Origin of the sequence: uncultured Clostridium sp. (assembly GCF_910588715.1) — a bacterium.
In the GTDB taxonomy this organism is placed as follows: domain Bacteria; phylum Bacillota; class Clostridia; order Clostridiales; family Clostridiaceae; genus Clostridium.
Genome location: NZ_CAJURG010000001.1, coordinates 355,860 through 381,173, shown reverse-complemented (window position 1 = coordinate 381,173; position 25,314 = coordinate 355,860). Strand labels below are relative to the sequence as shown.

General features: G+C 27.2%; 23 protein-coding genes and 1 other annotated feature. Of the genes, 17 read left to right on the top strand and 6 right to left on the bottom strand.

Annotated features, from left to right (window positions below):
- Positions 1–17: 17 nt before the first annotated feature.
- Entirely contained in the window at positions 18–728 is a 711-nt protein-coding gene (gene dapD / locus QZ321_RS01890; protein ID WP_291741709.1) for a 2,3,4,5-tetrahydropyridine-2,6-dicarboxylate N-acetyltransferase, read from the bottom strand.
- A 184-nt stretch (positions 729–912) separates the two neighbouring features.
- On the opposite strand from dapD, the gene QZ321_RS01885 reads away from it, so the two are divergent.
- The 6 genes from QZ321_RS01885 (at position 913) to QZ321_RS01860 (ending at position 8,069) form a co-directional block, all read left to right on the top strand.
- Positions 913–2,049 (top strand): aminotransferase class I/II-fold pyridoxal phosphate-dependent enzyme, encoded by a 1,137-nt coding sequence (locus QZ321_RS01885; RefSeq protein WP_291749146.1) that lies wholly within the window; start codon positions 913–915, stop codon positions 2,047–2,049.
- Between the two features lie 394 nt (positions 2,050–2,443).
- Positions 2,444–3,361, top strand: a complete 918-nt coding sequence (locus QZ321_RS01880; RefSeq protein WP_291741714.1) for an ABC transporter permease — start codon at positions 2,444–2,446, stop codon at positions 3,359–3,361.
- Positions 3,362–3,386: 25 nt separating this feature from the next.
- Positions 3,387–4,346, top strand: coding sequence for an ABC transporter permease (locus QZ321_RS01875; RefSeq protein ID WP_291741763.1), 960 nt, complete (start codon positions 3,387–3,389; stop codon positions 4,344–4,346).
- Positions 4,347–4,358: 12 nt separating this feature from the next.
- Positions 4,359–5,366 (top strand): ABC transporter ATP-binding protein, encoded by a 1,008-nt coding sequence (locus QZ321_RS01870; RefSeq protein WP_291741721.1) that lies wholly within the window; start codon positions 4,359–4,361, stop codon positions 5,364–5,366.
- A 1-nt stretch (position 5,367) separates the two neighbouring features.
- The gene (locus QZ321_RS01865) at positions 5,368–6,348 is read left to right on the top strand and encodes an ABC transporter ATP-binding protein (protein ID WP_291741726.1); all 981 of its coding nucleotides are present in this window, start codon (positions 5,368–5,370) and stop codon (positions 6,346–6,348) included.
- A gap of 62 nt (positions 6,349–6,410) precedes the next feature.
- Positions 6,411–8,069, top strand: coding sequence for a peptide ABC transporter substrate-binding protein (locus tag QZ321_RS01860; protein WP_291741729.1), 1,659 nt, complete (start codon positions 6,411–6,413; stop codon positions 8,067–8,069).
- Positions 8,070–8,102: 33 nt separating this feature from the next.
- Here the strand turns inward: QZ321_RS01860 and dapB are convergent, their stop codons facing one another.
- From dapB to QZ321_RS01845, 3 genes are read right to left on the bottom strand one after another with little or no spacing between them, the layout of a single operon-like run.
- Positions 8,103–8,855, bottom strand: coding sequence for a 4-hydroxy-tetrahydrodipicolinate reductase (gene dapB, locus QZ321_RS01855; protein WP_291741732.1), 753 nt, complete (start codon positions 8,853–8,855; stop codon positions 8,103–8,105).
- Between the two features lie 13 nt (positions 8,856–8,868).
- Complete coding sequence (dapA, locus tag QZ321_RS01850; protein ID WP_291741741.1) at positions 8,869–9,747, bottom strand: 4-hydroxy-tetrahydrodipicolinate synthase; 879 nt, start codon at positions 9,745–9,747, stop codon at positions 8,869–8,871.
- Positions 9,748–9,756: 9 nt separating this feature from the next.
- Positions 9,757–10,752 carry an aspartate-semialdehyde dehydrogenase gene (locus QZ321_RS01845; RefSeq protein WP_291749144.1) on the bottom strand — a complete coding sequence of 332 codons (996 nt, stop codon included), beginning with the start codon at positions 10,750–10,752 and terminating at the stop codon, positions 9,757–9,759.
- 505 nt (positions 10,753–11,257) lie between these two features.
- Here QZ321_RS01845 and QZ321_RS01840 point away from each other — a divergent pair.
- From QZ321_RS01840 to hslO, 3 genes are all read left to right on the top strand, one after another.
- Positions 11,258–11,509, top strand: coding sequence for a small, acid-soluble spore protein, alpha/beta type (locus QZ321_RS01840; protein ID WP_291749141.1), 252 nt, complete (start codon positions 11,258–11,260; stop codon positions 11,507–11,509).
- 132 nt (positions 11,510–11,641) lie between these two features.
- Positions 11,642–12,382: a class I SAM-dependent methyltransferase gene (locus QZ321_RS01835; RefSeq protein ID WP_291749138.1), complete on the top strand. Its 741-nt coding sequence runs from the start codon at positions 11,642–11,644 to the stop codon at positions 12,380–12,382.
- A gap of 12 nt (positions 12,383–12,394) precedes the next feature.
- On the top strand, positions 12,395–13,285 hold the full coding sequence (hslO, locus tag QZ321_RS01830; RefSeq protein ID WP_291741760.1) for an Hsp33 family molecular chaperone HslO: 891 nt from the start codon (positions 12,395–12,397) through the stop codon (positions 13,283–13,285).
- A gap of 191 nt (positions 13,286–13,476) precedes the next feature.
- Here the strand turns inward: hslO and QZ321_RS01825 are convergent, their stop codons facing one another.
- A complete protein-coding gene (locus tag QZ321_RS01825) occupies positions 13,477–14,178 on the bottom strand; it encodes a DUF6873 family GME fold protein (RefSeq protein ID WP_291749135.1) in 702 nt (233 codons plus the stop codon).
- Between the two features lie 143 nt (positions 14,179–14,321).
- On the opposite strand from QZ321_RS01825, the gene ytxC reads away from it, so the two are divergent.
- From ytxC to pheT, 6 genes are all read left to right on the top strand, one after another.
- Positions 14,322–15,212 (top strand): putative sporulation protein YtxC, encoded by an 891-nt coding sequence (gene ytxC / locus QZ321_RS01820; protein WP_291749132.1) that lies wholly within the window; start codon positions 14,322–14,324, stop codon positions 15,210–15,212.
- 216 nt (positions 15,213–15,428) lie between these two features.
- The gene (locus QZ321_RS01815) at positions 15,429–16,775 is read left to right on the top strand and encodes a TrkH family potassium uptake protein (RefSeq protein WP_291742964.1); all 1,347 of its coding nucleotides are present in this window, start codon (positions 15,429–15,431) and stop codon (positions 16,773–16,775) included.
- A 10-nt stretch (positions 16,776–16,785) separates the two neighbouring features.
- On the top strand, positions 16,786–17,457 hold the full coding sequence (locus QZ321_RS01810; protein WP_291749129.1) for a TrkA family potassium uptake protein: 672 nt from the start codon (positions 16,786–16,788) through the stop codon (positions 17,455–17,457).
- Positions 17,458–17,468: 11 nt separating this feature from the next.
- Positions 17,469–18,245 (top strand): RNA methyltransferase, encoded by a 777-nt coding sequence (locus tag QZ321_RS01805; protein WP_291749126.1) that lies wholly within the window; start codon positions 17,469–17,471, stop codon positions 18,243–18,245.
- A 66-nt stretch (positions 18,246–18,311) separates the two neighbouring features.
- Positions 18,312–18,536 (top strand) — a binding site (T-box leader).
- A gap of 157 nt (positions 18,537–18,693) precedes the next feature.
- Positions 18,694–19,713 carry a phenylalanine--tRNA ligase subunit alpha gene (gene pheS, locus QZ321_RS01800; protein ID WP_291742972.1) on the top strand — a complete coding sequence of 340 codons (1,020 nt, stop codon included), beginning with the start codon at positions 18,694–18,696 and terminating at the stop codon, positions 19,711–19,713.
- 17 nt (positions 19,714–19,730) lie between these two features.
- Positions 19,731–22,106 carry a phenylalanine--tRNA ligase subunit beta gene (gene pheT / locus QZ321_RS01795; RefSeq protein WP_291749123.1) on the top strand — a complete coding sequence of 792 codons (2,376 nt, stop codon included), beginning with the start codon at positions 19,731–19,733 and terminating at the stop codon, positions 22,104–22,106.
- 38 nt (positions 22,107–22,144) lie between these two features.
- On the opposite strand, the gene QZ321_RS01790 is transcribed toward pheT, so the two are convergent.
- Positions 22,145–23,029 carry a phosphatidylglycerol lysyltransferase domain-containing protein gene (locus QZ321_RS01790; protein ID WP_291749121.1) on the bottom strand — a complete coding sequence of 295 codons (885 nt, stop codon included), beginning with the start codon at positions 23,027–23,029 and terminating at the stop codon, positions 22,145–22,147.
- Between the two features lie 127 nt (positions 23,030–23,156).
- Between QZ321_RS01790 and QZ321_RS01785 the strand changes: the two genes are divergently transcribed.
- Both QZ321_RS01785 and glpK read left to right on the top strand, forming a co-directional pair.
- Positions 23,157–23,672, top strand: a complete 516-nt coding sequence (locus QZ321_RS01785; protein WP_294196043.1) for a hypothetical protein — start codon at positions 23,157–23,159, stop codon at positions 23,670–23,672.
- Positions 23,673–23,819: 147 nt separating this feature from the next.
- A complete protein-coding gene (glpK, locus tag QZ321_RS01780; RefSeq protein WP_291749211.1) occupies positions 23,820–25,313 on the top strand; it encodes a glycerol kinase GlpK in 1,494 nt (497 codons plus the stop codon).
- Position 25,314 lies beyond the last annotated feature (1 nt).

Below are 25,314 nucleotides of genomic sequence, written 5' to 3'. Positions count from 1 at the left end.
CCCAATTGGGAGTTTTTTTATTTTCTTAAATCTTCTAATATTTGTGTCTTATCTTTTGTTTTGTCATCAACAGCTTTAATTATCTTTGCAGGTGAACCAGCAACAACGACACCAGCTGGAACATCTTCAGTAACAACAGAACCTGCTGCAACAACAGCGCCAGCACCTATTTTTACACCTTCTAATATAACTGCATTAGCGCCTATAAGAGCATCATCACCAATTTGGCAAGGTTCTTTACTTGGTGGTTCTAAAACACCAGCAACAACAGCACCAGCACCTAAGTGAACTCTTTTACCTAATTGTCCTCTAGCACCAATTACTGCATTCATATCTACCATAGTACCTTCACCGATTTCAGCACCTATATTTATTACAGCACCCATCATGATAACTGCATTTTTACCAATTGATACTCTATCTCTAATTATTGCACCTGGTTCAATTCTTGCATCTATTGATAAAAGATCTAACATTGGTATAGCTGAATTTCTTCTATCATTTTCAACTCTAAAAGAGTTTATTTTGTGTTTATTTTCTAATATTATTTCAGTGATTATATCACTTTCTCCAAATAATATGTAAAAATTATTATCTCCATAATATTCAATATTATCTAGCGAAGCTTCTCTTAAATCTCCATTAACATATACTTTTACTGGAGTTGTTTTCTTTGATTCTTTAATAAATCTTGCGATTTCATATGGATCAGTTAAATTATAATTCATAAAATCATCCTTTCTTACTAAGCCCAAATTTTTTTATTTAAGCATTTATATTATAATAGAATTATTGTTTATTTTAAAGAGACAATAGTAAAATAGTAGAAAAAACTTTACTGAATGGTATATTTGCTATAAAATTATCTAAGATTAAATTGCCATAAATAATAAATTGAGGTGAGAAATAAAAATGAATGAGAATTTAAGTAATGTTAAAATATCAGGAATTAGAAGATTTTATAATGAAGTACAAAAGGTTGATGGAGCAATTTCATTAACTTTAGGTCAGCCGGATTTTAAATTACCATTAGCTATTGAAGAGGGGTTAATAAAAGCAATAAGAGATAATAAGACTACCTATACAAGTAATTTAGGTATAATTGAATTAAGAGAAGAAATAAGTAGATATTTATTAAATAGAGATATTTATTATAAAGCAGATGAAATTTGTATCACTGTTGGTGGTAGTGAGGCTTTATTTAATATTTTTACGGCGTTACTAAATAAAGGTGATAATGTTTTAATTCCAACACCAGCATATCCAGCATATGAAAGTATAGTTACAATATTAGGAGGAAATGTAGTAAATTATTCACTAAATAGTGAATTTAAAATCAATATAGAAGATATAAAAAATAAAATAAATACTCTAGGTGTAAAGTATTTAGTATTATCTTTACCAAGCAATCCAACTGGTGCAATATTATTAAAGGATGAAAAAGAGGAGTTAGTAAATTTAATTAAAGAAAATGATTTAATAGTAATTACAGACGAGATATATGAATCTTTATGTTATGATGATTATTATAGTGTTGCTCAATGTAAGGAAATTAAAGATAAAATAATTTATGTAGGTGGATTTTCAAAAATGTTTTCAATGACTGGACTAAGAGTTGGTTATTATGCTTGTTGTGAGAAGTTAATGAATGAAATTATAAAAGTTCATCAATATAATGTATCTTGTGCTCCTTCTATTTGTCAATGGGGTGTATATAATGGATTAAAATATGGTCTTGATGATGTAATTCACATGAAGGAAGTATTTAATAAAAGAAGGGATTTTGTTGTTAATAAACTTAAAAGTATGGGCTTAGATGTTGTTACTCCAAAAGGCGCATTTTATGTTTTTCCATCAATAAGAAAATTTAATATACCTTCAGAGGAATTTGCATTAAGATTATTACATGAAGAAAAGGTTGCTTGTGTACCTGGAAGTGCATTTGGTATAGGAGGGGAAGGATATTTAAGATTATCATATTGTTATTCTGATGATGAGTTGGTAGAAGGGTTAAAAAGAATAGAAAAGTTTATTGCGAAGTTTAAATAATATTGAAGTATATATTATTATTTATTAATAGTATATACTTTTTTTATTGTAAAAAATGTCTTTCTATAGAAGTATAAATTATTTAAAATGTCCGTTTGTAATCACATTTTTTAAATTTATATATTATCAATTTATTTACATAATTTGTAAATAAACGTTTCTACAAAATTTTTTGTAAGTAAATTTATAAAGTAGCTAAAATACTATATGTAAACGTTATATATAGAGATTATAATTATTAAATAAATTATTAATAAATTCTATATTATATTGATAATATATTAATAATATTCAAAAAAATTATTAATATATTTTGACAAATAAATATTATGTATTATAATAAATGTAAAATATTAACATTTAGCGTTGAAAATGAGATGGGGGTTGTATACAAATGCTAAAGTATATTGGAAAAAGAATTTTAACTAGTATAGTTACAATTTGGGCAGTTATTACAATTGTATTTTTTCTTGTAAGAATAATGCCAGGGGGTCCTTTTGAAGGTGAAAAAATAACACCTCAAATGAAAGAAGTTTTAAATGAAAAATATGGATTAGATAAACCAGTAGGAGAACAATATGTTATCTATATGAAAGGTTTATTAAAGGGAAACTTTGGAGAATCTATGAAATATAAAGGTAGACAAGTTATTGATACTATAAAAAATGGATTTCCAAAATCAGCACAAGTTGGAGCAGTTGCAATTGTAGTTTCTGTAGTAGTTGGTATTTTATTAGGAGTAGTGGCAGCATTAAATGCAGATAAGTGGCCAGATAGAATATGTATGATAATAGCCACTCTTGGTATTACTATACCTAGCTTTGTAATTGGTTCGTTATTAATATTTATATTTACAGTAAAATTAAAAGTAGTAGGGGCAACAGGTCTTAGTAATCCTTCAAATTATATAATGCCTGTAATAGCTTTATCAGGAAGTTCTATGGCATTTATAACAAGGTTAACAAGAAATAAACTAATAGATGTTTTAAAATCAGATTATATAAGAACAGCAAAAGCTAAGGGGTTAAGTGGCTCAAAGATAATATTTAAACATGCCTTAAGAAATTCTTTAATTCCTGTAGTAACATATTTGGGGCCTTTAACAGCAGGAGTATTAACAGGTTCTTTCGTTGTTGAAAAAATATTTGCTATAGCAGGACTTGGTAATGAATTTACTTTAACAATAACTAACAGAGATTATACTGCTTTATTAGGAGTATTAGCATTTTATTGCACATTTATAGTTATTTGTAACTTAATAGTTGATTTATTATACGTAGTAGTAGATCCAAGAATTAAACTTGAAGGATAAAAAGGGGGAGAGTTAATTGAAAAATATGGTTATGAGGGATTTAGATTTAAATATAGATAGTGAGTTATTTTCTCCTTTAAGTTTAGATGAGAAAAAATCAAATGATATAGTAAGGCCAAGTGTGGGATATTGGGCTAATGCTTGGAGGAGATTAAAGTCAAATAAAGTTGCATTATTTTCATTAGTTATGATAGTAGTAATTATTGCATTTGCAGTATTTGGTCCTATATTAGTTGAAAAACTTTTTGGATTTACTTATAAATCTACTGATAAAGCAGCATCAAATTTATTACCAAATGCTAAACATTGGTTTGGAACAGATAATTTAGGTAGAGATTTATTTGTAAGGGTTATGTATGGTGCAAGGTATTCACTTATTATTGCATTTGCAGCATCTATATTAAATCTTGTAATTGGTGTTTTATATGGAGGAATTGCAGGATTTTTAGGTGGAAGAGTTGATAATATAATGATGAGAATAGTTGATATATTATATTCTATTCCTACATTAATATATGTTGTTTTATTAATGGAAGTATTAAAAAAGGAAGGTTCAACAGGAATGTTTGCTATTATAGTTGCAATGGCAATTTCATCTTGGGTTGGTATGGCTAGAATAGTTAGAGGGGATATACTTCAATTAAAACAACAGGAATTTGTTTTAGCTGCTAAAACTTTAGGAGCTTCTAAGAAAAGAATTTTATTAAAGCATTTAATTCCTAATTGTTTAGGATCAATTATAGTTACAATGACATTATTTGTACCTTCAGCTATATTTACTGAAGCATTTTTAAGTTATATTGGTTTAGGTCTAAATGCACCACTAGCATCTTTAGGAACATTAGCAAATGATGCTAAAGGATTATTAACAACTCAACCATATCAGCTTTTATTTCCAGCTGCTATGATTTGTTTAATTATTTTAGCCTTTAATTTATTTGGTGATGGTTTAACTGAAGCTTTAGATCCTAAGCATCAAAAATAGGGGGAGAAACATATGAATAAGTTATTAGAAGTTAAAAATTTGAAAACATCATTTAAGACTCACATCGGTGATGTTCAATCTGTTAGGGGTGTATCCTTTCATTTAAATAAAGGTGAAGCCCTTGGAATTGTTGGTGAATCTGGATGTGGTAAATCTGTAACAATGATGACAATAATGAGATTACTAGGTGAAAATGCAAAAATAGAAGTTGAAACTATAAAATTTAATGATATGGATTTAACTAATCCTAATGAAAAATTAATGCAGACAATAAGAGGAAATGATATGTCAATGATCTTTCAAGATCCTATGACATCATTAAACCCATTGTTTACAATAGGAGAGCAATTAACAGAGCATTTAATTAAGCATAAAAAGATTTCTAAAAAGGAAGCTAGAGAAAAAGCTATTAAAATGCTTGATATGGTAGGAATACCAAGCCCAGAAAAGAGATTAAAACAATATCCACATGAATTTTCAGGTGGTATGAGACAAAGAGTTATGATTGCAATGAGTTTAATATGTGAACCAAAACTTATAATTGCAGATGAGCCTACTACGGCATTAGATGTTACTATTCAAGCACAAATTTTAGATTTAATGAAAGATTTAAAAGAAAAGTTAGATACATCAATCATCTTAATCACACATGATCTTGGAGTTGTTGCTGATTTATGTTCAAGAATTAATGTAATGTATGGTGGACTTATTATTGAAGAGGGAACTACTGAAGATATTTTTTATCGTAGTAAGCACCCATATACATGGGGATTATTAAGAAGTGTTCCTAATCCAAAGAGTGAATTAAAAGAAAAATTGATTCCAATAGAAGGACAACCACCTGATTTATTAAAACCTCCAGTTGGATGTCCATTTACAGCAAGATGTGATTATGCTATGAAGATATGTAAGGAAAAACAGCCACCATTATTTGATATAGCTAAAGGTCATAAATCAGCATGTTGGTTATGTCATGAAAATGCACCAAAAGTTAAATCACCAATAAAGGGGGAAGAATAATATGGAGAAAAAAAATGATGTTATTTTAGAGGTTAAAAATCTTTGTAAATACTTCCCTGCAAACAAAGGATTATTTTCAAAAAAGAGCTTTGTTAAAGCAGTAGATAATGTTTCTTTTTCTATTAAAAGAGGAGAGACTTTAGGATTAGTTGGTGAATCTGGTTGTGGTAAAACTACTACTGGAAGAACTATATTGAAGTTATATGAACCAACATCAGGGCAAATAATTTTTAATGGACAAGATATTACAGAATTAAGCGAAAAGAAAATGGTATCTTTAAGAAAAAGTATGCAAATGATTTTCCAAGATCCATATGCTTCGCTTAATCCAAGAATGACAGTTGGGGATATTATTGGTGAGGCAATTGACATTCATGGTCTTTTTAAAGGAAAAGAAAGAGAAGAAAGAATAAGATATTTATTAGACAAAGTTGGATTAAATGGTAGTCATATTAATAGATATGCTCACGAATTTTCTGGTGGACAAAGACAGAGAATTGGTATTGCAAGAGCACTTGCAGTTCAACCTGAATTTATAGTTTGTGATGAGCCAATTTCAGCTTTAGATGTATCTATTCAAGCACAGGTTATAAATATGCTTGAAGATTTACAAGAAGAATTTGGATTAACTTATTTATTTATTGCACATGATCTTTCTATGGTAAAGCATATATCAACTCATATTGGTGTTATGTATCTTGGTCAAATGGTTGAAAAGGGGGCATCAGATAATGTATATATGAATCCTAAACATCCATATACTAAAGCTTTATTATCTGCAGTTCCTATTCCTGATCCAAAGGTTGCTAAAGCTAATAAAAGAATTGTTTTAGAGGGCGATATTCCATCTCCTATAGATCCACCACCAGGATGTAGATTTAAGGGTAGATGTAAAAATGCAATGAAAATTTGTGGTGAGGTTAATCCAGAACTTAAAGAAATTGAGCCAGGACATTTTGTTGCATGTCATTTATATAAATAAATTTTTAAAATGATATAAATTGTATTTTACAATTTTGATAGAAAATAAGGGGGAAATTTAAAATGAAAAGTTCAAAATTGAAGAAGTTATGTGCGGTAGTTTTAGCTGCAACACTTGCTACTTCTTTATTCGTTGGTTGTGGGGATAAGTCAACTAATGGAGGAAGTAGTTCAGGCTTAAATCAAAACTTAGTGTTTAATGTAGGTGCAGACCCAGAAACAATGGATCCAACATTAAATAATGCTTCTGAAGCAGGAACAATGATTTTAAATGCTTTTGAAGGATTGATGACTTTAGATGCAAATAGTCAACCAGTAGAAGGTGCTGCTGAAAGTTATGAAGTTTCAGAAGATGGATTGGTTTATACTTTCAAATTAAGAAAGGATGGAAAATGGTCAGATGGGGAACCAGTAGTAGCTGATAATTTTAAATATTCATGGTTAAGAGCCTTAGATAAATCAACTGCAGCTGAATATGCTTATCAATTATTCTATATTAAGAATGGTGAAAATTTCTATAATGGTAAAGCTTCAGCTGATGAGGTTGGAATTAAAGTAATAGATGATTATACATTAGAAGTAACTTTAGAATCTCCAACATCATATTTCTTACAATTATGTGCATTTACAACTTATGTTCCTTTAAGAGAAGATATAATATCTGCTGATCCAGATGGATGGGCAACTAAACCAGAAAGCTATGTCTCTAATGGTCCTTTTAAGTTAGTTAAATGGGACATGAAGGATCAATTGATTTTTGATAAAAACGAAAATTATTGGGATAAGGATAATGTTAAATTAGATACCTTAACTTGCAAGTTAGTTACAGATGATACTACAGCATATTCAGAATTAAAAGCAGGAAGCTTTGATATGGTTAATTCTGTACCAACAAATGAAATTGAACCAGGTATGGAAGAAGGATTAGTTAGTGTTACTCCTAAGTTAGGAACTTATTATTTTGCAATTAATGTTGGAAAGCAAGATGGATTAAATGAAAATGTTAAAGAAGCTTTAAGTAATAAATTAGTTAGACAAGCATTAAATCTTGTTATTGATAGACAAGAAATAATTGATAATGTTACTAAGGCAGAACAAATTCCAGCATATAGTTTTGTTCCATTAGGTATTCTTGATGAAGATGGTAAAGAGTTTTCTTCAAAAGAATATTATAATCCAGAAGATGTGGAAGGTAATATAGAAAAAGCTAAAGAATTATTAAAAGAAGCGGGTTATGAAAATGGTAAAGGTCTTCCAACAATAGAATTAATGTATAATTCAGAAGGACAACATAAGGAAATTGCTCAAATTATACAACAAAATTGGGAAAAGATTGGTGTTAATGTTGAATTAAGCAATCAAGAATGGGCAGTATTCTTAAATACAAGACAACAAGGTGATTATCAAATTGCAAGACATGGTTGGATTGGAGACTATGTTGATCCAATGACATTCTTAGATTTATGGGTAACTAAGGGTGGAAATAACGATTGTGGATTTAGTAATGCAGAATATGATAAATTAATTAATGAAGCTAAAGTTGAAACAGATGTTGAAAAGAGAAGTGAAATGTTAAGAAAAGCCGAAGATATATTAATGGATGAAATGCCTATTTTACCAATTTACTATTATACAACAGTAACAGCTGCAAATGAAAATGTTAAGGGTGTTGAAATTACTACATTAGGAAAAATATCTTTCAAACACGCTTATAAAGAATAATAAAAAAGAGAGCTTAATAGCTCTCTTTTTTTGTTATAGTCCTAAAACATCATCCATGTTATAAAGACCAGCATCTTTAATTGAAGCCATGTATTCACATGCTTTTAATGCACCTATTGCAAATACATCTCTTGATATTGCTTTGTGTGATAGCTCAATAACTTCACCAGTTCCAGCAAATATAACATCATGATCACCAACTATAGAACCACCTCTAACAGCATGAACACCTATTTCATTTTTTTCTCTTTTTTTATGGCCATCTCTACCATGAACATAATGAGTTTCTTCAGAAATAGAATCTTTTATTGTATCTGCAAGAAGAAGAGCAGTACCACTTGGAGAATCTAACTTTTGATTATGATGTTTTTCAATTATTTCTATATCATAATTTCCATATAATAATGGAGTTACTTTCTTTAATAATGAATTAATTAAATTTATTCCTAAAGACATATTAGCAGATTTAAATAATGGTAATGTTTTGCTTTTTTCATTAATTAAATCTAAATCTTCTTGTGAATAACCAGTAGAACATATAACTAGTGGTTTTTTTGTTTTTTCTGTTAATTCTAATAACTTGTGTAGTGTACTAACATTAGAAAAATCTAAAAGTACATCATATTCTATATTTACATCATCAGGTGTAGTGAATACTTTATAACCCATTTCTTTTGGAAATTTATCTATACCAGCTACAATTTCTAGGTTTGGAAATTCGTTAACTAAATTTGATATAACAGTTCCCATTTTTCCACAGCAACCACTTAATAAAACTTTAAACATATAAAAACTCCTTTTAAATTAAATTATATTTTTTTAGTGTATTTTCTAAGGTCTTTTTGTTTTTGTCATTCATTTTATAAAGTGGTAATCTTAATTCACCAACATTCATTTTCATTATATTCATAGCAGTTTTAACAGGAATTGGATTAGTTTCTATAAATAAATCATTTAATAATTCTAAATAATCTAATTGTAACTTAGTTGCTTTAAAGCAATCTCCATTTAAATATAAATCACACATGTCATGGATTTCTTTAGGGATTATATTAGCTGCAACAGATATAACGCCAATACCTCCTAAAGATAAAGTAGGAATTATTAAATCATCATTTCCTGAATAAATGTCTATTTTATCTTGACATAAAGCTTTCATTTTAGCAACTTGACTTAAATCACCACTTGCTTCTTTAATAGCAATAACATTATTAAGTTGTATTAATTTTAGTAATGTTTCCGGAGTTATATTCATATTAGTTCTTCCTGGAACATTATATAAAATTATTGGAGTTTTAACAGCATCATTTATAGCTTTAAAATGCATTATTAAACCTTCTGCATTTGTTTTATTATAGTAAGGTGTAACAACTAAAAGCCCATCTACGCCAACACTTTCAGCATAAAGACTCATTTCAATAGCTGCTTTAGTATTATTTCCACCTGTTCCTGCAATTACAGGTATTCTTTTATTTATAACATCTACAGTAAATTTTATTGCATCTTTTTTTTCTTGCTCAGTCATTGTAGCAGCTTCACCTGTAGTACCACAAATAATAATAGCATCTGTTGATTCTTTTATATGCCATTCAAGCAATTCTCTTAATTTTTCGTAATCTATACCATTTTCATTGAAAGGTGTAATTATAGCTACACCAGAACCTTTAAATATTGACATTTTATCCTCCTAAAGCCAATTGTTTTTTATTAAAACTTCTGCAATTTGTACAGCATTTAAAGCTGCCCCTTTTCTTATATTATCAGCAACAACCCATAAATTTAATCCATTATCTAAACTAAAATCACGTCTTATTCTTCCAACAAATACGTCATCTTGACCTGAAGTATTTAATGCTGTTGGATATTTTAATTCAGCTAAATTATCATAAACTGTTAATCCTTCTGTTTTTTCAAATAATTTAAAAATATCTTCTAATTCAAATGAAGAATCTAATTCAACATTAATACTTTCACTATGAGAATTTAAAACTGGTACTCTTACAGTAGTTGCTGTGATTTTAAGATCATTTGAATGAAGTATTTTTCTTGTTTCTTCAATCATTTTCATTTCTTCTTTTGTATATCCATTTTCTAAAAATACATCAATTTGAGGTAGACAGTTACCAGCTATCGGGTAAGGGAATTTTTTAGGTTCTAAACCTTTTAATCCATCCTCTAAATCTTTAATACCTTGCATTCCGGCACCTGAAACTGCTTGGTATGTTGAGTACACAATTCTTTTTATTCCATAATTGTCTAGTAGAGCTTTTAATGGTACCATTGCTTGTATTGTAGAGCAGTTTGGATTTGCAATAATTCCATGATGATTTTTTAAATCTTCTGGATTTACTTCAGGAACTACTAAAGGAACATCTTTATTCATTCTCCAGGCACTTGAATTATCTATTACTACAGCTCCATAAGATGAAAATATTGGAGCATATTTTAAACTTGTATCTCCACCTGCTGAAAATAATGCAATATCTATTTTTTTATTTTTTATATTATCTTCGCATGTTTCTTCAACTATATATTCTTTTCCATTGAATTTTAAATAAGAACCTGCTGATCTTTTTGAAGCAAAAAGATAAAGATTCTTTATTGGAAACTTCCTATCTTCTAAAATCTCTAAAAATTTTCTTCCAACATTTCCTGTACTACCAATTATTGCTACATTATACATATTTGTTCCCCCTTTTTTATCTTTAATAAAATATTTTATAAAATATTATTAAAGGTAACTAACCATCTATATTATAATATTTTATAATTATAACATTATATTTAAATTAACTGTTAATTTTAAATATAATATTAAAAAAACCTTGAGTTATCACCCAAGGTATATATACAAATACATAAAGAATCCTTAAATGATAGTTAACCACATATTTATGTGGTGAAATATATATTTAAAATATATATTTCTAAGTATATAGACGCAAATTCCAATCTATATACTATAGCAATAGGTTATTAATAACTATTACATATCTATCCATTTATAAATCTATACATTTAAGATTATACCTTTTATGTATCTAACTTTCAAGAAATATTTATAAAATAGTACTTGTATACTTAGTTTTATTATATGAATCTTAATTAAAAGTGCAACAAGTGATTTTAAGTATAAATAAATATATATAGGAGAAAATATTTATATAAATTATACAGGGGGAATTTTTATGAGTAAAACACCTTTAAAAAAAATAATAAAATTAAAAATAAAAACTAATAAAGAGCTTACACCAGATGAAAAAATGCGTGAGAAAATCAAATATGAAATAGCTGAAGAACTTGGTTTAAGTGATAAAGTAGATAGCTTTGGATGGGGAGGGTTAACTGCTGAAGAAACAGGAAGAATAGGGGGTATAATGACTAAGAGAAAAAAAGAATTAAAGCTTCCAACTAATGATCAAATTTTAGGAAGAAAATAATAGAATAATAGATTGACTTAATATTATATTACATAGTATTATAAAGTTTAGAAATTTATTTTAGTGATTAGAAAAATCACATTAATTTGGAGTTTTTATGCTTAAATTATAAGGTAGGATAGGGGGAATATCATGGCATATGGTGAGTTTGCAAAAATATATGATGAGTTAATAAATGAAGATATTAACTATGATGAGATGGTTAAATGTATTTTAGAAATTTGTAATTCATATAATATAGAATTAAATGATTATTTAGATATTGCTTGTGGAACAGGAAATGTAACTATCAGAATTGCTAAACATTTTAAAAATATTTATGGAGTTGATTTATCAGAAGATATGTTAAGGGAAGCTTTTGATAAATTTAAAGAAGCAAGAATAAAAGGGAAAATTATTTGTCAGGATATGACGGAACTTTCTCTGAATAAGGAATTTGATTTAATAACGTCTGTATTAGATTCTACAAATTACATAACAGACTTAAATGATCTTAAAAATTATTTTAATGGAGTTTATAGTCATTTAAAGTCAAATGGATTATTTATATTTGATGTAAATTCGTATTATAAATTATCTGAGATATTAGGAAATAATATTTATACATATAGTGAAGAGGAAGTTTTTTATACTTGGGAAAATGTTTTTGAAGATAATTTACTTTCTATGTTTTTAACATTCTTTGTTAAAAAGGGTGACCTTTATGAAAGATTTGAAGAAGAACATTTAGAAAGGGCTTATACTGAAGAGGATTTAGAGAGGGAATTAGAAAATGCAAACTTAGAGGTTATAGCAAAGTTTGATGGATATACTAAAAATTATGTACAAGCAAATACAGAAAGAATAGTATATGTAATAAGGAAAAAACAATAATTGGAGGAAAATATGAGCGATAAAATTATTAGAGCAGTTGCTAAAAATGGAATGGTAAGAATAATAGCAGGAATAACAACAGATTTAGTAGAGGATGCTAGAGTAATACATGAATGTACACCAGTTGCATCAGCTGCACTTGGAAGAATGTTAACAGCAGGGGCACTTTTAGGAGCTACTTTAAAATCATCAAATGAAGTGATGACTTTAAGAATTAATGGTGGTGGAGATGCAAATGGAGTAGTTGTAACAGCTTATGAAGGTGCAAAAGTTAAAGGGTATATAGGAAATCCTTATGGAGATATGCCTTTAAATTCAAATGGTAAATTAGATGTTGGTGGATACATAGGTAAAAATGGTAACTTAATGGTTATAAAAGATTTAGGAATGAAGGATCCTTATGTAGGGCAAGTTCCAATACATTCAGGAGAAATTGCAGAAGATTTAGCTTATTACTTTACTGTATCTGAACAAACTCCATCAGCAGTATCATTAGGAGTTTTAGTTGATAAAGATTATTCAATTAAAGTAGCTGGGGGATTTATAATTCAAATGCTTCCAGATGCTGATGAATTTTTAGCAGATATTATAACTTATAGATTAGAAGAAATCCCATCTTTAACAACTATGTTAAATGAAGGAAAAAGCATGGATGATATATTAGATTATATCTTTGGAGATATGGACTTAAAGATTTTAGAAGAGATAAAACCAGAATTTTCTTGTAATTGTTCAAGAGAAAAGGTAGAAAAAGCTTTAATTTCAATAGGAGAAAAAGACTTAAGAGAAATATATGAAGATGGTAAGAATGAAGAATTAAAATGCCATTTTTGCAATAAGACATATGTATTTACTCCTGAAGAAATTGGTAGATTATTAGCTAATTCAAATAGATCTAAATAAGCTATAAAAATAACATATATCAATTTTAATATTTAATAAACTCCCTTTATATTAGAAAGTTAAAATAATAAAAATTTCTAATATAAAGGGAGTATTTCATTTAATTAAAAAATTTATTTAAGATTAATATTTAAAATAAAGAGATAAATACTAATCAACAATTAATTAATAAAAACGTATTATATAGTGAGTTAAAAAACAAGTAAACTTCCTCTATCTATAAGCTTTGTGTTGCTAAGATATATTGGTTTAACATCATATTTATATAAGAATTTTTTTATTTCATTACCAAAGGCATAATTATCTAAAGAACCAAAAAAGGCCATAGAATTATCTGAAATCATGCCTCCAACGCCACCTATAAATCCATAATTAAATCCACTTAATTCTATATCTCCAAAAGGTAATAATAAAATATCAAAATCTTCATTTTTTAATGTATTGTATATACCAGTATCGTTAGTTATAATTACTTTTTCTTTGATAGGCAATATAGAACATTTAGTATATCCTTGTTTTACATTTATAATTTTTTTATTTTTGCAATATTCTAAAATTTTTTTATCAGTAAATTTAAAATTATGTACTAAATAATTATCAGTAATATAGGCATTTAAAGCTATATTACTAGGATATTTATAGGATAAAGTACTATCGCTTTCAATAAAATTTATATTTTTTTCTTTTAAAATTTCTTTAAAAGATGAATTTATATTTTTATTAATAATTATTTCTCTATTATAAGAATTAAGTATGTTTAATTGAATATCTACATGACCATTTATTGCTTCATAAAGATTATTATCTTTTGGTATTTTTATTAAATCGTAATTTAATTTTCTTAGTGAATCTATTTCTTCTTTACTAGTTCTATAATCAATAAAGCCTATCATTAATTTTCTCCTTTTTTAAATATATTTCTTATAACATATAGAATATTCGTAAAAAAATCAATATTTTATTAATAAGTGTACAGACAGGTGGGTATATAGAAATTTTTTTAATACATACTAATATTAAGAAAGGAGTGAAATCCATGCTTGTGATAAAATTAGTGCATAATAATGATTTAGACTTGGTAAAAGAATTACAAGAGCTTAGAGAATTATTAAAAAAGAAAAATATCACTATTGGTCTTGTGGAAAGTAGTGAAAGTGATTCAAATTTAATAAAAATTATGTGCGAAAAAGATTGTTATGATGAAAAAGTTAGAAGAATGATCTATTTATATATAAGCAATATTTTATATAATATAGTAATTGAAAAATATAGGAAAAAAGAACTTTTTAATTTTTTAACTGAAACTTATTTCTTTTTAAAACAAGATGAAATAATAGAAGTTGAAGATAAAATTATGAAGGTTTTAAGAAGCGAAGAAAACTTAAAAGATGAAAAAATGATATATTGTATAGGCAAAATAAACTCTATAATAGAAAAAATTAAAACTTGTTTAGAAGAAAATGAAGAAATAAACATAAAAGGGTTTATAACCTTTAGAATGAAAGAACTTAGAGAAGATATAGAAAATATTGTTGATAAAGTAGTAGAAGAATATATGGTGGAAAAAGAATATAAGGAGTTTGTAAAGTTATTAAAGTATTTTGTTGATATACAAGAAAGTAAAATAGAGAAAATTAATATTTATATCCATGATGGTGGAGGATATGTTTTAAAGGATGGATATGGAAATGATATTTTTAGTGACTTTATGAAAGATTTATCAGAATGTAAAATAGATACTGAAGCTAAAATGGAAGATATAATAATAAGTGGATTAATAACTAATGCACCAAAGCAAATAATAATTCATCATAAAGAAAATTGCATAAATACAGAATTTATTGAGACTGTAGTTAATGTATTTGGTGATAGAGTTTTTTATTGTGCAGGATGTGAAATTTGTATGCCATCTCAAATAAAAATTTAAATTTATATAACTTATTTTTAAAATTTAGGGTTGTTAAAATAAATAAACAACCCTTTTATAGTTTAATATAATATATTGAAATTTTTTCATTTTAATATGGAATATCTATGAAAATATCTGTAAAGATGGTAAAATACATTGGGAACTTCAATATAATAAAAAATCAAGAAAAAGAACAAAATAAAATAAGAATTATTGTAATTTGGAGGTGATGCAATGAATTGGAACTTTAAAAGAAATATTAAGCTTAAGGGAGTTCAAATTTTAGCATTAGGATTCTTATTAGTAATATTGGTAGGAGCATTAATATTAACCTTACCTATATCTACATCTACTGGTGAAAGCACGAACTTTTTAGATGCTTTATTTACTGCAACATCAGCTGTGTGTGTTACGGGGTTAGTAGTAGTAGATACAGGTACATATTGGAATACATTTGGACAAACGGTTATAATGATTTTAATAGAAATTGGTGGATTAGGATTTATGTCTTTTACAACATTAATTGCTATTATATTAGGAAAAAAGATTACTTTAAGGGAAAGATTAATATTGCAAGATGCTATGAATACTTTTAACATACAAGGTTTAGTTAAAATGGTTAGGTATGTTTTAGTATTTACAGTATCGGTTCAATTTTTTGGTGCATTATTATTTTCTACACAATTTGTTCCAGAATACGGATTAGGAAGAGGAATATTTTACAGTATTTTCCATTCTATATCTGCTTTTTGTAATGCTGGTTTTGATATTTTAGGTAACTTTAGTAGCTTAGTACCTTATAATTCTAATATAGTTGTAATAATGGTAGCATCAGCGTTAATTATAATTGGTGGCTTAGGATTTACAGTATGGAGTGAATTATATAGTAATAAGAGTTTAAGAAAGGTTTCTCTTCATTCAAAAATGGTAATATTGATGACTACTGTATTAGTATTAGGTGGAACTTTATTGATGTTTTTATTTGAAAATAATAATGTTAACACTATAGGAAATATGTCATTTATTGATAAGGTTATAAACTCATTTTTTGCATCAGTTACACCTAGAACAGCTGGATTTAATAGTATTCCTACCGATGGTATGACAACAGCGGGACAATTTTTAACTATAATTTTAATGTTTATTGGGGGTTCGCCAGGATCAACAGCTGGAGGAATAAAAACAACTACTATAGGAATTTTAATTGTAACAATAGTTTGTGTAATACAAGGAAGAGAAGATTCTGAAGTATTTAAAAAAAGATTTAGTAAGGATTTAGTGTATAAAGCATTTACATTAATATTTATTGGAGTAAGCTTAGTAATAGTAGTAACTATGTTATTATCTTATACGGAAAAAGGTGCAAGTTTTATAGCTTTATTTTATGAAACTGTGTCAGCTTTTGGAACTGCAGGTTTAACTTTAGGTCTAACTTCTGAATTAAGTAATATAGGAAAAGGATTAATAATTTTTATGATGTATTTAGGTAGAGTTGGCCCATTAACTGTAGTATTATCTATAACAAGGAAGAGAAAAAATTCAGGAATTAAATATCCAGAAGGAAAAATTTTAATAGGTTAGGGGAAGAAATATGGCAAATAGTAAGCAGTTTGTAGTTATTGGATTAGGAAGATTTGGAGAATCAGTTGCAAAAACTTTATATTCTTTAGGACATGATGTTTTAGTAATTGATATGGATGAAGATTCTGTGCAAGAAATTTCAGATTCTGTAACTCATGCAGTTCAAATGGATGCAACAGATGAAAATGCATTAAAAACTTTAGGATTAAGAAACTTTGATGTTGCTGTTGTTACAATTGGATCTAATATACAAGCAAGTGTAATGATAACTTTATTAGTTAAAGAATTAGGTGTTAAATATATAATTGCAAAGGGTCAAAGTGATTTACATGCAAAAGTATTATATAAAATAGGTGCAGATAGAGTTGTATTACCTGAAAAAGATATGGGGGTAAGAGTGGCTCATAATTTAGTTTCAGCTAGTATTTTAGACTTTATTGAATTATCTCCTGATTATAGCATAATGGAATTAAGAGTTCTTAATGAATGGAGTGGTAAAACGTTAAATGAACTTAAGTTAAGAAGTAGATATGGAATTAATATTATGGCAATAAAAAGAGGTGAGGATATAGATATATCACCAAAAGCTGATGATATATTATCTGAAGATGATATTATAGTTGCTATTGGATCTGCAGATGATTTAAGTAATTTAGAAGATATTTTAATTAGAAAAAAATAAGAGGTGAAAGTTTGATAGTCATTGAAAGTAAAGACAATACACTATTTAAATATACAAAAAAATTAAAAGAAAGAAAATATAGAACTAAAGAAAATAAATATATTATAGAAGGCTTTAGATTAGTTCAAGAAGCTTTTAAGGCAAAGTGTAACATAGATTATATAATAGTAAATAAGTATGGAAAAGATAAATTAAATGATTATTTATATGAATATATGGATAGTATTAAGATATATGAAATGAAAAATGAATTATTTTCTCAATTATCTTCAACAGAAAATACTCAAGGGATAGTTGCAGTAGCAAATATAAATAATTCTATAAGCAATATAGATGGAGATTTTTATTTGTTGTGTGATAAAGTTCAGGACCCTGGAAATTTAGGAACTATAATTAGAACAGCCCATGCAGCAGGAGTAAATGCTATTATATTAACAAAAGGTACAGTTGATATATATAATGATAAAACAATTAGATCTACAATGGGTTCTATATTTTATATTCCAATAATTTATGATAATGATTTAAGTATATTAAAAGGCTTAAAAGAACGAGGTTTTAGTTTAGTAGCTACATCTTTAGAGGAATCAAAAAATTTCTTTGATGAAGATTTAAGTGGAAAAGTTATATTATCAGTTGGTAATGAAGGAAATGGAATAAGTAAAGAAATTTTTAGTATTGCTGATAAAAAGGTTAAAATACCTATGCCTGGTGGAGCTGAATCTTTAAATGTAGGGGTTGCAACTTCTATAATATTATTTGAAAGGGTAAGACAAAGTCTACTATAAAATAAATTTAAAATAAGGTATTGAAAAAAATATTGGTTATTTGTATAATGAATTGTAAATAAATATTAAAAGACAGTGAATGAGAAAGTAGATATAGTGGAGTATACAGGGAGAAAAGATCTTAGACTGGAAATCTTTTTATATAAAGTTATATTGAAGTTCCCTCAGGAGTCCTAACTATGAAAGTATAAGTAGTAGTTAGCGGTTAAAGCCGTTATTTAATTAAGATGGATATTTTTATATTTAAAAAAATATCAATTAGGGTGGTAACGCGGATATTCCGTCCCTTTATGGGACTGAGTATCCTTTTTTTATACCAAATTTCAAAAGAAGATACTTTACATATGTTAAATTAGTTATTATAAAGTAATATTTTATATTTTTGTATCTTTAATATCAAATGAAATAAACCTAATAAAATTAATAATTATAAGAAGGGAGAATAAAAATGCAAGAAAAATTATTAGCAATTAAAGAAACTGCTTTTAATGAAATATCTGCATCAGAAAATAGTGCAGCATTAGAAGAGATAAGAGTAAAGTACCTTGGAAAAAAAGGTGAACTTACAACAATATTAAGAGGAATGGGATCATTAAGCCCAGAAGAAAGACCTATAGTTGGTAAGTTAGTTAATGAAGCTAAAAGTGAAGTTGAAGAAAAATTAGAGGAAGCTGTTAGAAAAATAAGGGAAAAAGAGAAAAATATTAAGCTTTCAAGTGAAGTTATTGATATTTCTCTTCCTGGTAAGAAAAATGTTATTGGTAAGAGACATCCTTTAGATTTAACATTAGAAAGTATGAAGGAAATATTTATTTCAATGGGATTCACAGTAGAAGATGGTCCTGAAGTTGAATTAGATCATTATAATTTTGAAGCTTTAAACATACCTAAAGATCATCCAGCAAGAAGTGAGCAAGATACTTTTTATATAAATGATAATATAGTTTTAAGAACTCAAACATCTCCAATTCAAATTAGAACAATGGAAAATCAAGAACCTCCAATAAAGATGATATCTCCAGGTAAGGTTTATAGATCAGATGCTGTAGATGCTACACATTCACCGATATTCTATCAAATGGAAGGTTTAGTTATTGATAAGGGCGTTACTTTTGCAGATTTAAAGGGAACTTTAGAGTTATTTGCAAAAAAAATGTTTGGTGATAAAGTTGTAACTAAGTTTAGACCACATCATTTCCCATTTACTGAACCTTCAGCTGAAATGGATGCAACTTGTTTTGTTTGTGAAGGTAAGGGATGTAGAGTATGCAAAGGAAGTGGTTGGATTGAAATATTAGGATGTGGAATGGTTCATCCTAATGTTTTAAGAAATTGTGGAATTGATCCAGAAGTTTATAGCGGATTTGCTTTTGGCTTTGGTGTAGATAGAATGGTTATGCTTAAATATGGTATTGATGATATAAGAGCATTATATGAAAGTGATATGAGATTTTTAAATCAATTTTAATTAGGAGGAAATTTAATATGAAGGTACCATATAATTGGTTAAAGGACTATGTTGAAATAAATGTAGATCCTCATACATTAGGAGATAAATTAACTCTTTCAGGGTCAGCACTAGAAGAGGTTATTATACAAGGAGACAATATAAAAAATGTTGTTACTGGTAAAATTACAAAAATAGAAAAACATCCAGATGCAGATAGATTAAATGTTTGTCAAGTTAATGTAGGAAAAGAAGAAATACAAATAGTTACAGCTGCAACTAATATGAAAGAGCAAGATATAGTTCCTGTTGCTCTTCATAAATCAATTTTAGCTGATGGAACTGAGATTAAAAAAGGTAAAATGAGAGGGGTAGTATCTAATGGTATGTTCTGCTCTGAAGAGGAACTTGGAATTGCTGGAGATGAACCAGTACACGGACTAATGATTTTACCTTCTGATGCTCCATTAGGAATGGATATTAAAGAATACTTAGGATTAAATAAGGCAATATTAGATTTTGAAATAACATCTAATAGACCTGATTGCTTAAGTATGGTTGGTATGGCTAGAGAAACAGCTGCAACATTAAGAACAAATTATACTATGCCAAACTTTAATTATGAAGTTAAATGCTCCACTAATATTAATGATAAATTAAAGGTTGAAGTTAAAGATAAACTATGTAGAAGATATATGGCTAGAGGTGTTAAAAATGTTAAAGTTGAACCATCTCCAAGCTGGATGCAAGAAAGGCTTTTAGAAGCAGGTGTTAGACCTATAAATAATATAGTTGATATAACTAACTTTGTTATGTTAGAAATAGGTCAACCAATGCACGCTTTTGATGCTAGACAAATAGAAAGTAAAACTATAGTTATTGAAAAAGCTAAAGATGGAGAAAAATTCACAACTTTAGATGAAATAGAAAGAGAATTAGATTCAAGTATTTTAATGATTAAAGATGACTCTAAATCTGTAGCTGTAGCTGGAATTATGGGTGGATTAAATTCTGAAATTCAAGATGATACTACAGAAGTAATATTTGAATCTGCTAATTTTGAAGGTACTAATATAAGAGTTAGTTCTAAAAAGTTAAATTTAAGATCAGAAAGCTCTTCAAGATTTGATAAGGATATAGATCCAAACTTAGCTAAACTTGCAATAGATAGAGCTTGTGCTTTAATCTGCGAGTTAAATTGTGGAGAAGTTATGGAAGGAGCTATAGATATTTATAATGACGTAAAGGAAGAAGGTTCTATAACTGTAAATTCTACTTGGATAAATAAGTTCTTAGGAACTGAAATTTCAAAGGAAGAAATGAAGGAAGCTTTAGATTCTTTAGATTTAATTACAGAAATTAAAAATGAAGATTTAATAATATCTATTCCAACATTTAGAATAGATATTGCTATAAAAGAAGATATAGCGGAAGAAATTGCTAGAATTTATGGATATGATAAAATTCCTACTACTATATTTAAGGTTTCAACAGAAAGAGAGCCAAAATATAAAAATGAACTATTAACTGATAAGGTTATAGAAATAATGGTTGCTAGTGGAGTTAATCAATCTATTAGTTATTCATTTGTATCACCTAAAGTATTTGATAAAGTTAATATACCTGTAGAGAGTGAGCTTAGAAATGTTGTTAAAATAAAGAACCCGTTAGGAGAAGATTATAGTGTAATGAGAACAACTACATTGCCTTCAATTATGGAGTCTTTAGGAAGAAATTATTCAAGAAATAATGATTATGTAAGATTATTTGAAATTGGTAGAATATATTTACCAAATGAAGATGAAAAGCAATTACCTACTGAAAAAAATGTTTTAACTATAGGTATTTATGGTGATTGTGATTATTTAGATCTTAAAGGAATTGTCGAAAATATAATTGATGGCTTAGGAATATCTAAAGCTAAGTATGTTAGAGAAAGTGAAAATCAAAGTTATCATCCTGGAAAAACAGCTGCTCTTATGGTAAGAAATAAGAAAGTAGGTGTATTTGGAGAAGTTCATCCAGATGTAACAGAAAATTACGGAATTAATGTAAATTGCTATGTTGCAGAATTAGACTTAGATTCTTTATTTGAAGCATCAACTACTGTAAAATCTTATAAGCCATTACCAAAGTTCCCAGCAGTAACTAGAGATATTGCTCTTCTTTGTGATGATTCTATACTTGTAGCTGAAATAGAAGAAACAATAAGAAAAGCTGGTGGAAATTTAGTAGAAAAGGTTCAACTATTTGATATATACAAAGGTGCTCAAATACCAGAAGGGAAGAAATCTATAGCTTACGCAATTGCTTATAGAGATGAAAAGAAAACTTTAGAAGATAAGGATATATCTAAGGTTCACGATAAAATTCTTAAGGCATTAGAACATAAATTAGGTGCTGTTTTAAGATAATAATAGTTTAAAAGGAGGCTGATTTTATCAGCTTCCTTTTAAATTATTATTAATGATTTTTTTAATAAATATAATGGTTTATATGAAAGTTTAGATTTTCTTAAACCTATGCAACCACAATCTTCTTGCCTATTTATATAGGTTGTTTTTGAAAAATATCTTTTTATAAATTCTCTATTTATAAATGAATAGACTCCTTTATAATTAATATTACATCTTTCAATGTGAATTATAGCTGTATCTTTGAATATTTCTCCGATTGAAAAACCAACTAATGAATTTTCAACATATACACAAATAGAATATAAATCTAAATAATTAAGATTATAAAGTAAATCGGTTATTTCTTTTGTTTCTATTTGAAGTTCATTACATAAAGAAGGTTTTTGGAGGTGCCAATTTGATAATAATTCTAAACAGTCATTTATTTTTTCTTCATTATCAATTGAAGTAACTGTATAGTTATATGAGTTTATAAAGGAGTTATAGTGATTTTTTTTCTGATGATATTTTTTACCTTCTAATTTTAATAAATCATTTGTTAAATATATATACTCGAAAGTATCTCTATTTTCAACTATTTTAAAAGGTATGTCAGTAAATGTTTCTAAATCATAAATAAAACTATCCTCTATATCTCCTAATAAATAAACACTATCATTAGTTGATAGGTCTTTTAATTTAAGAATTAACTCTTGAAGTGTTGATTTATTATAACCTATTGGCATCATAAAAAATATTCCATCAGGAGTTTCTTTTTTTATTATTAAGCAATCATTTATTATAGAATATTTTGTTTTGCATAAATCTCTCCATAAATATAAAGCAGCAAATGAATATTCATAAGAGCTATTTTTGAAATTTCTCAAATAATTATTAAATAAATCTTTATCACTTAGAGTTAATTCTTTAAAGTTATCCAATTTATCATCCCCTCATTGTTTAAAAAAGAAAAAGTATATATAATAGTTTATTTTTATATTGTAAAGATGTGTAAGTATATATTAATAAAAATTTAGGAATTAAATTTTAATGAAGGAATATAATTTTATGAATAAAAATTTAGCTTTTAGAGGAATAAAATATATGAAATTAAAAAATTTAGTGTTAAATTTATCAAAAGAAGATATATTAAACTTGATTGATCTTCAAGATAAAGCAATAATTAAAAAAATAGAATTAGGAAATGTAATTAAGATTAGTGGTATTTATAAACTAGTTGGGTTAAATATTGATTTTGATGCTTCAATGAAAATATCTAGTTTTAAGAACAATATAATTTATATAGATATTAATAGCTTTCAAATTTCTAAGAAAAGTTCTTCTAATCCATTAGTAAAAGGATCTATAGCACTTTTAACTAAATCTATAAACGATATTGAAGGTATGAGCTTAAAGGATAAAGTCTTAACAATTGACATAGAAAAAATGATTCAGGTTTATTGTACTGACACTTATGGTGTTAAGTTAGAAAAGTTGGATATTAGTACTTTAAACACTTCTAATGGATGTTTTGAATTTGGAATTAATGTTTTAGATATAAATTTAAGCAAACTTAAAAAATAAGATTATGCAAAGCTATATTAACTTATTTAAATTTAAATAAGTTAATATAGCTTTTTACTATTATAAAGTTATATTTAATAAATCTTTATATAAAAAGAAAAATATGCTACTATTATCAATATTAGTATTTACTTAGGAGGTAATTATATGAAAAGGTATGTTCTTTCTTTAGATCAAGGAACTACTAGCTCACGATGTCTTATATTTGATAAAGAACAAAATATATATGGAATTGCTCAAAAAGAGTTTACTCAAATATATCCTAAAGAAGGGTGGGTTGAGCATGATCCTATGGAAATTTGGTCATCTCAATATGGTGTTTTACAAGAAGCTTTAGCTAAAACTAATATTTCACCAGAAGAAATAGCAGCAATAGGAATAACAAATCAAAGAGAAACTACAATAATATGGGATAAGGAAACAGGTAAACCAATATACAATGCAATAGTATGGCAATGTAGAAGAACAGCAGATATTTGTGAAGATTTAAAAAGTGATGGATTTGATAAGTATATTAAGGAAAATACAGGATTATTAATAGATGCATATTTTTCAGCAACAAAGATTAAATGGATATTAGATAATGTAGATGATTCTAGAGAAAAAGCAGAAAGAGGAGAATTGCTTTTTGGAACGGTTGATACATGGTTAATTTGGAAACTTACTAATGGAAATGTTCATGTAACTGATTATACTAATGCTTCAAGAACTATGCTTTTTAATATTAAAGAATTAAAATGGGATGAAAAAATATTAAATAAGCTTAATATACCGATTTCTATCTTACCTGAGGTTAAAAGTTCATCAGAAATATATGGATATGTTAATTTAGGTGGAAAAGATAATATTAAGGTGCCAATAGCAGGAATAGCAGGAGATCAACAAGCAGCTTTATTTGGTCAAGCAGCCTTTAATAAAGGTGATGCAAAAAATACATATGGAACAGGATGCTTTTTACTAATGAATACTGGAGAAGAGATAGTTGAAAGTAAAAATGGACTTTTAACAACTATAGCAATCGGTATTGATGGAAAAATAAATTATGCTTTAGAAGGTTCTGTTTTTATGGGAGGTGCAATAATTCAATGGCTTAGAGATGAAATGGGAATATTGTCTGATGCTCAAGACTCTGAATATTTTGCTAAAAAGGTTAATAATACTGGAGGAGTTTATGTAGTTCCAGCATTTGTAGGCCTTGGAGCTCCCTATTGGGATATGTATGCAAGGGGAGCTATACTTGGTTTAACTAGAGGTTCAAATAAAAATCATATAATTAGAGCTGCTCTTGAATCAATTGCCTATCAAGTTAATGATTTAATAAATGCTATGGAAGATGATGCAGGATTTAAGATTAATTCGTTAAAAGTTGATGGTGGAGCAAGTAAGAATAAATTGTTAATGCAGTTTCAATCAGACATAAGTAATATTGAGGTATGTAAACCTATAATAACAGAAACTACAGCGCTTGGAGCAGCATATTTAGCTGGATTAGCTGTTGGATACTTTGATAATATTGATGAGATATCAAAGTCTTGGTGTATAGGAGAAAGTTATAATCCTAATATGAAAATTGAAGATAGAAAAATTCTTTATAATGGATGGAAAAAGGCAGTTAATAGAGCTAAAGATTGGACTGATTAAA

Coding starts and splice junctions, on each gene's coding strand:
- dapD (WP_291741709.1), bottom strand. CDS start 728: ATGAATTATAATTTAACTGATCCATATGAAATCGCAAGATTTATTAAA.
- QZ321_RS01885 (WP_291749146.1), top strand. CDS start 913: ATGAATGAGAATTTAAGTAATGTTAAAATATCAGGAATTAGAAGATTT.
- QZ321_RS01880 (WP_291741714.1), top strand. CDS start 2,444: ATGCTAAAGTATATTGGAAAAAGAATTTTAACTAGTATAGTTACAATT.
- QZ321_RS01875 (WP_291741763.1), top strand. CDS start 3,387: ATGGTTATGAGGGATTTAGATTTAAATATAGATAGTGAGTTATTTTCT.
- QZ321_RS01870 (WP_291741721.1), top strand. CDS start 4,359: ATGAATAAGTTATTAGAAGTTAAAAATTTGAAAACATCATTTAAGACT.
- QZ321_RS01865 (WP_291741726.1), top strand. CDS start 5,368: ATGGAGAAAAAAAATGATGTTATTTTAGAGGTTAAAAATCTTTGTAAA.
- QZ321_RS01860 (WP_291741729.1), top strand. CDS start 6,411: ATGAAAAGTTCAAAATTGAAGAAGTTATGTGCGGTAGTTTTAGCTGCA.
- dapB (WP_291741732.1), bottom strand. CDS start 8,855: ATGTTTAAAGTTTTATTAAGTGGTTGCTGTGGAAAAATGGGAACTGTT.
- dapA (WP_291741741.1), bottom strand. CDS start 9,747: ATGTCAATATTTAAAGGTTCTGGTGTAGCTATAATTACACCTTTCAAT.
- QZ321_RS01845 (WP_291749144.1), bottom strand. CDS start 10,752: ATGTATAATGTAGCAATAATTGGTAGTACAGGAAATGTTGGAAGAAAA.
- QZ321_RS01840 (WP_291749141.1), top strand. CDS start 11,258: ATGAGTAAAACACCTTTAAAAAAAATAATAAAATTAAAAATAAAAACT.
- QZ321_RS01835 (WP_291749138.1), top strand. CDS start 11,642: ATGGCATATGGTGAGTTTGCAAAAATATATGATGAGTTAATAAATGAA.
- hslO (WP_291741760.1), top strand. CDS start 12,395: ATGAGCGATAAAATTATTAGAGCAGTTGCTAAAAATGGAATGGTAAGA.
- QZ321_RS01825 (WP_291749135.1), bottom strand. CDS start 14,178: ATGATAGGCTTTATTGATTATAGAACTAGTAAAGAAGAAATAGATTCA.
- ytxC (WP_291749132.1), top strand. CDS start 14,322: ATGCTTGTGATAAAATTAGTGCATAATAATGATTTAGACTTGGTAAAA.
- QZ321_RS01815 (WP_291742964.1), top strand. CDS start 15,429: ATGAATTGGAACTTTAAAAGAAATATTAAGCTTAAGGGAGTTCAAATT.
- QZ321_RS01810 (WP_291749129.1), top strand. CDS start 16,786: ATGGCAAATAGTAAGCAGTTTGTAGTTATTGGATTAGGAAGATTTGGA.
- pheS (WP_291742972.1), top strand. CDS start 18,694: ATGCAAGAAAAATTATTAGCAATTAAAGAAACTGCTTTTAATGAAATA.
- pheT (WP_291749123.1), top strand. CDS start 19,731: ATGAAGGTACCATATAATTGGTTAAAGGACTATGTTGAAATAAATGTA.
- QZ321_RS01785 (WP_294196043.1), top strand. CDS start 23,157: ATGAATAAAAATTTAGCTTTTAGAGGAATAAAATATATGAAATTAAAA.
- glpK (WP_291749211.1), top strand. CDS start 23,820: ATGAAAAGGTATGTTCTTTCTTTAGATCAAGGAACTACTAGCTCACGA.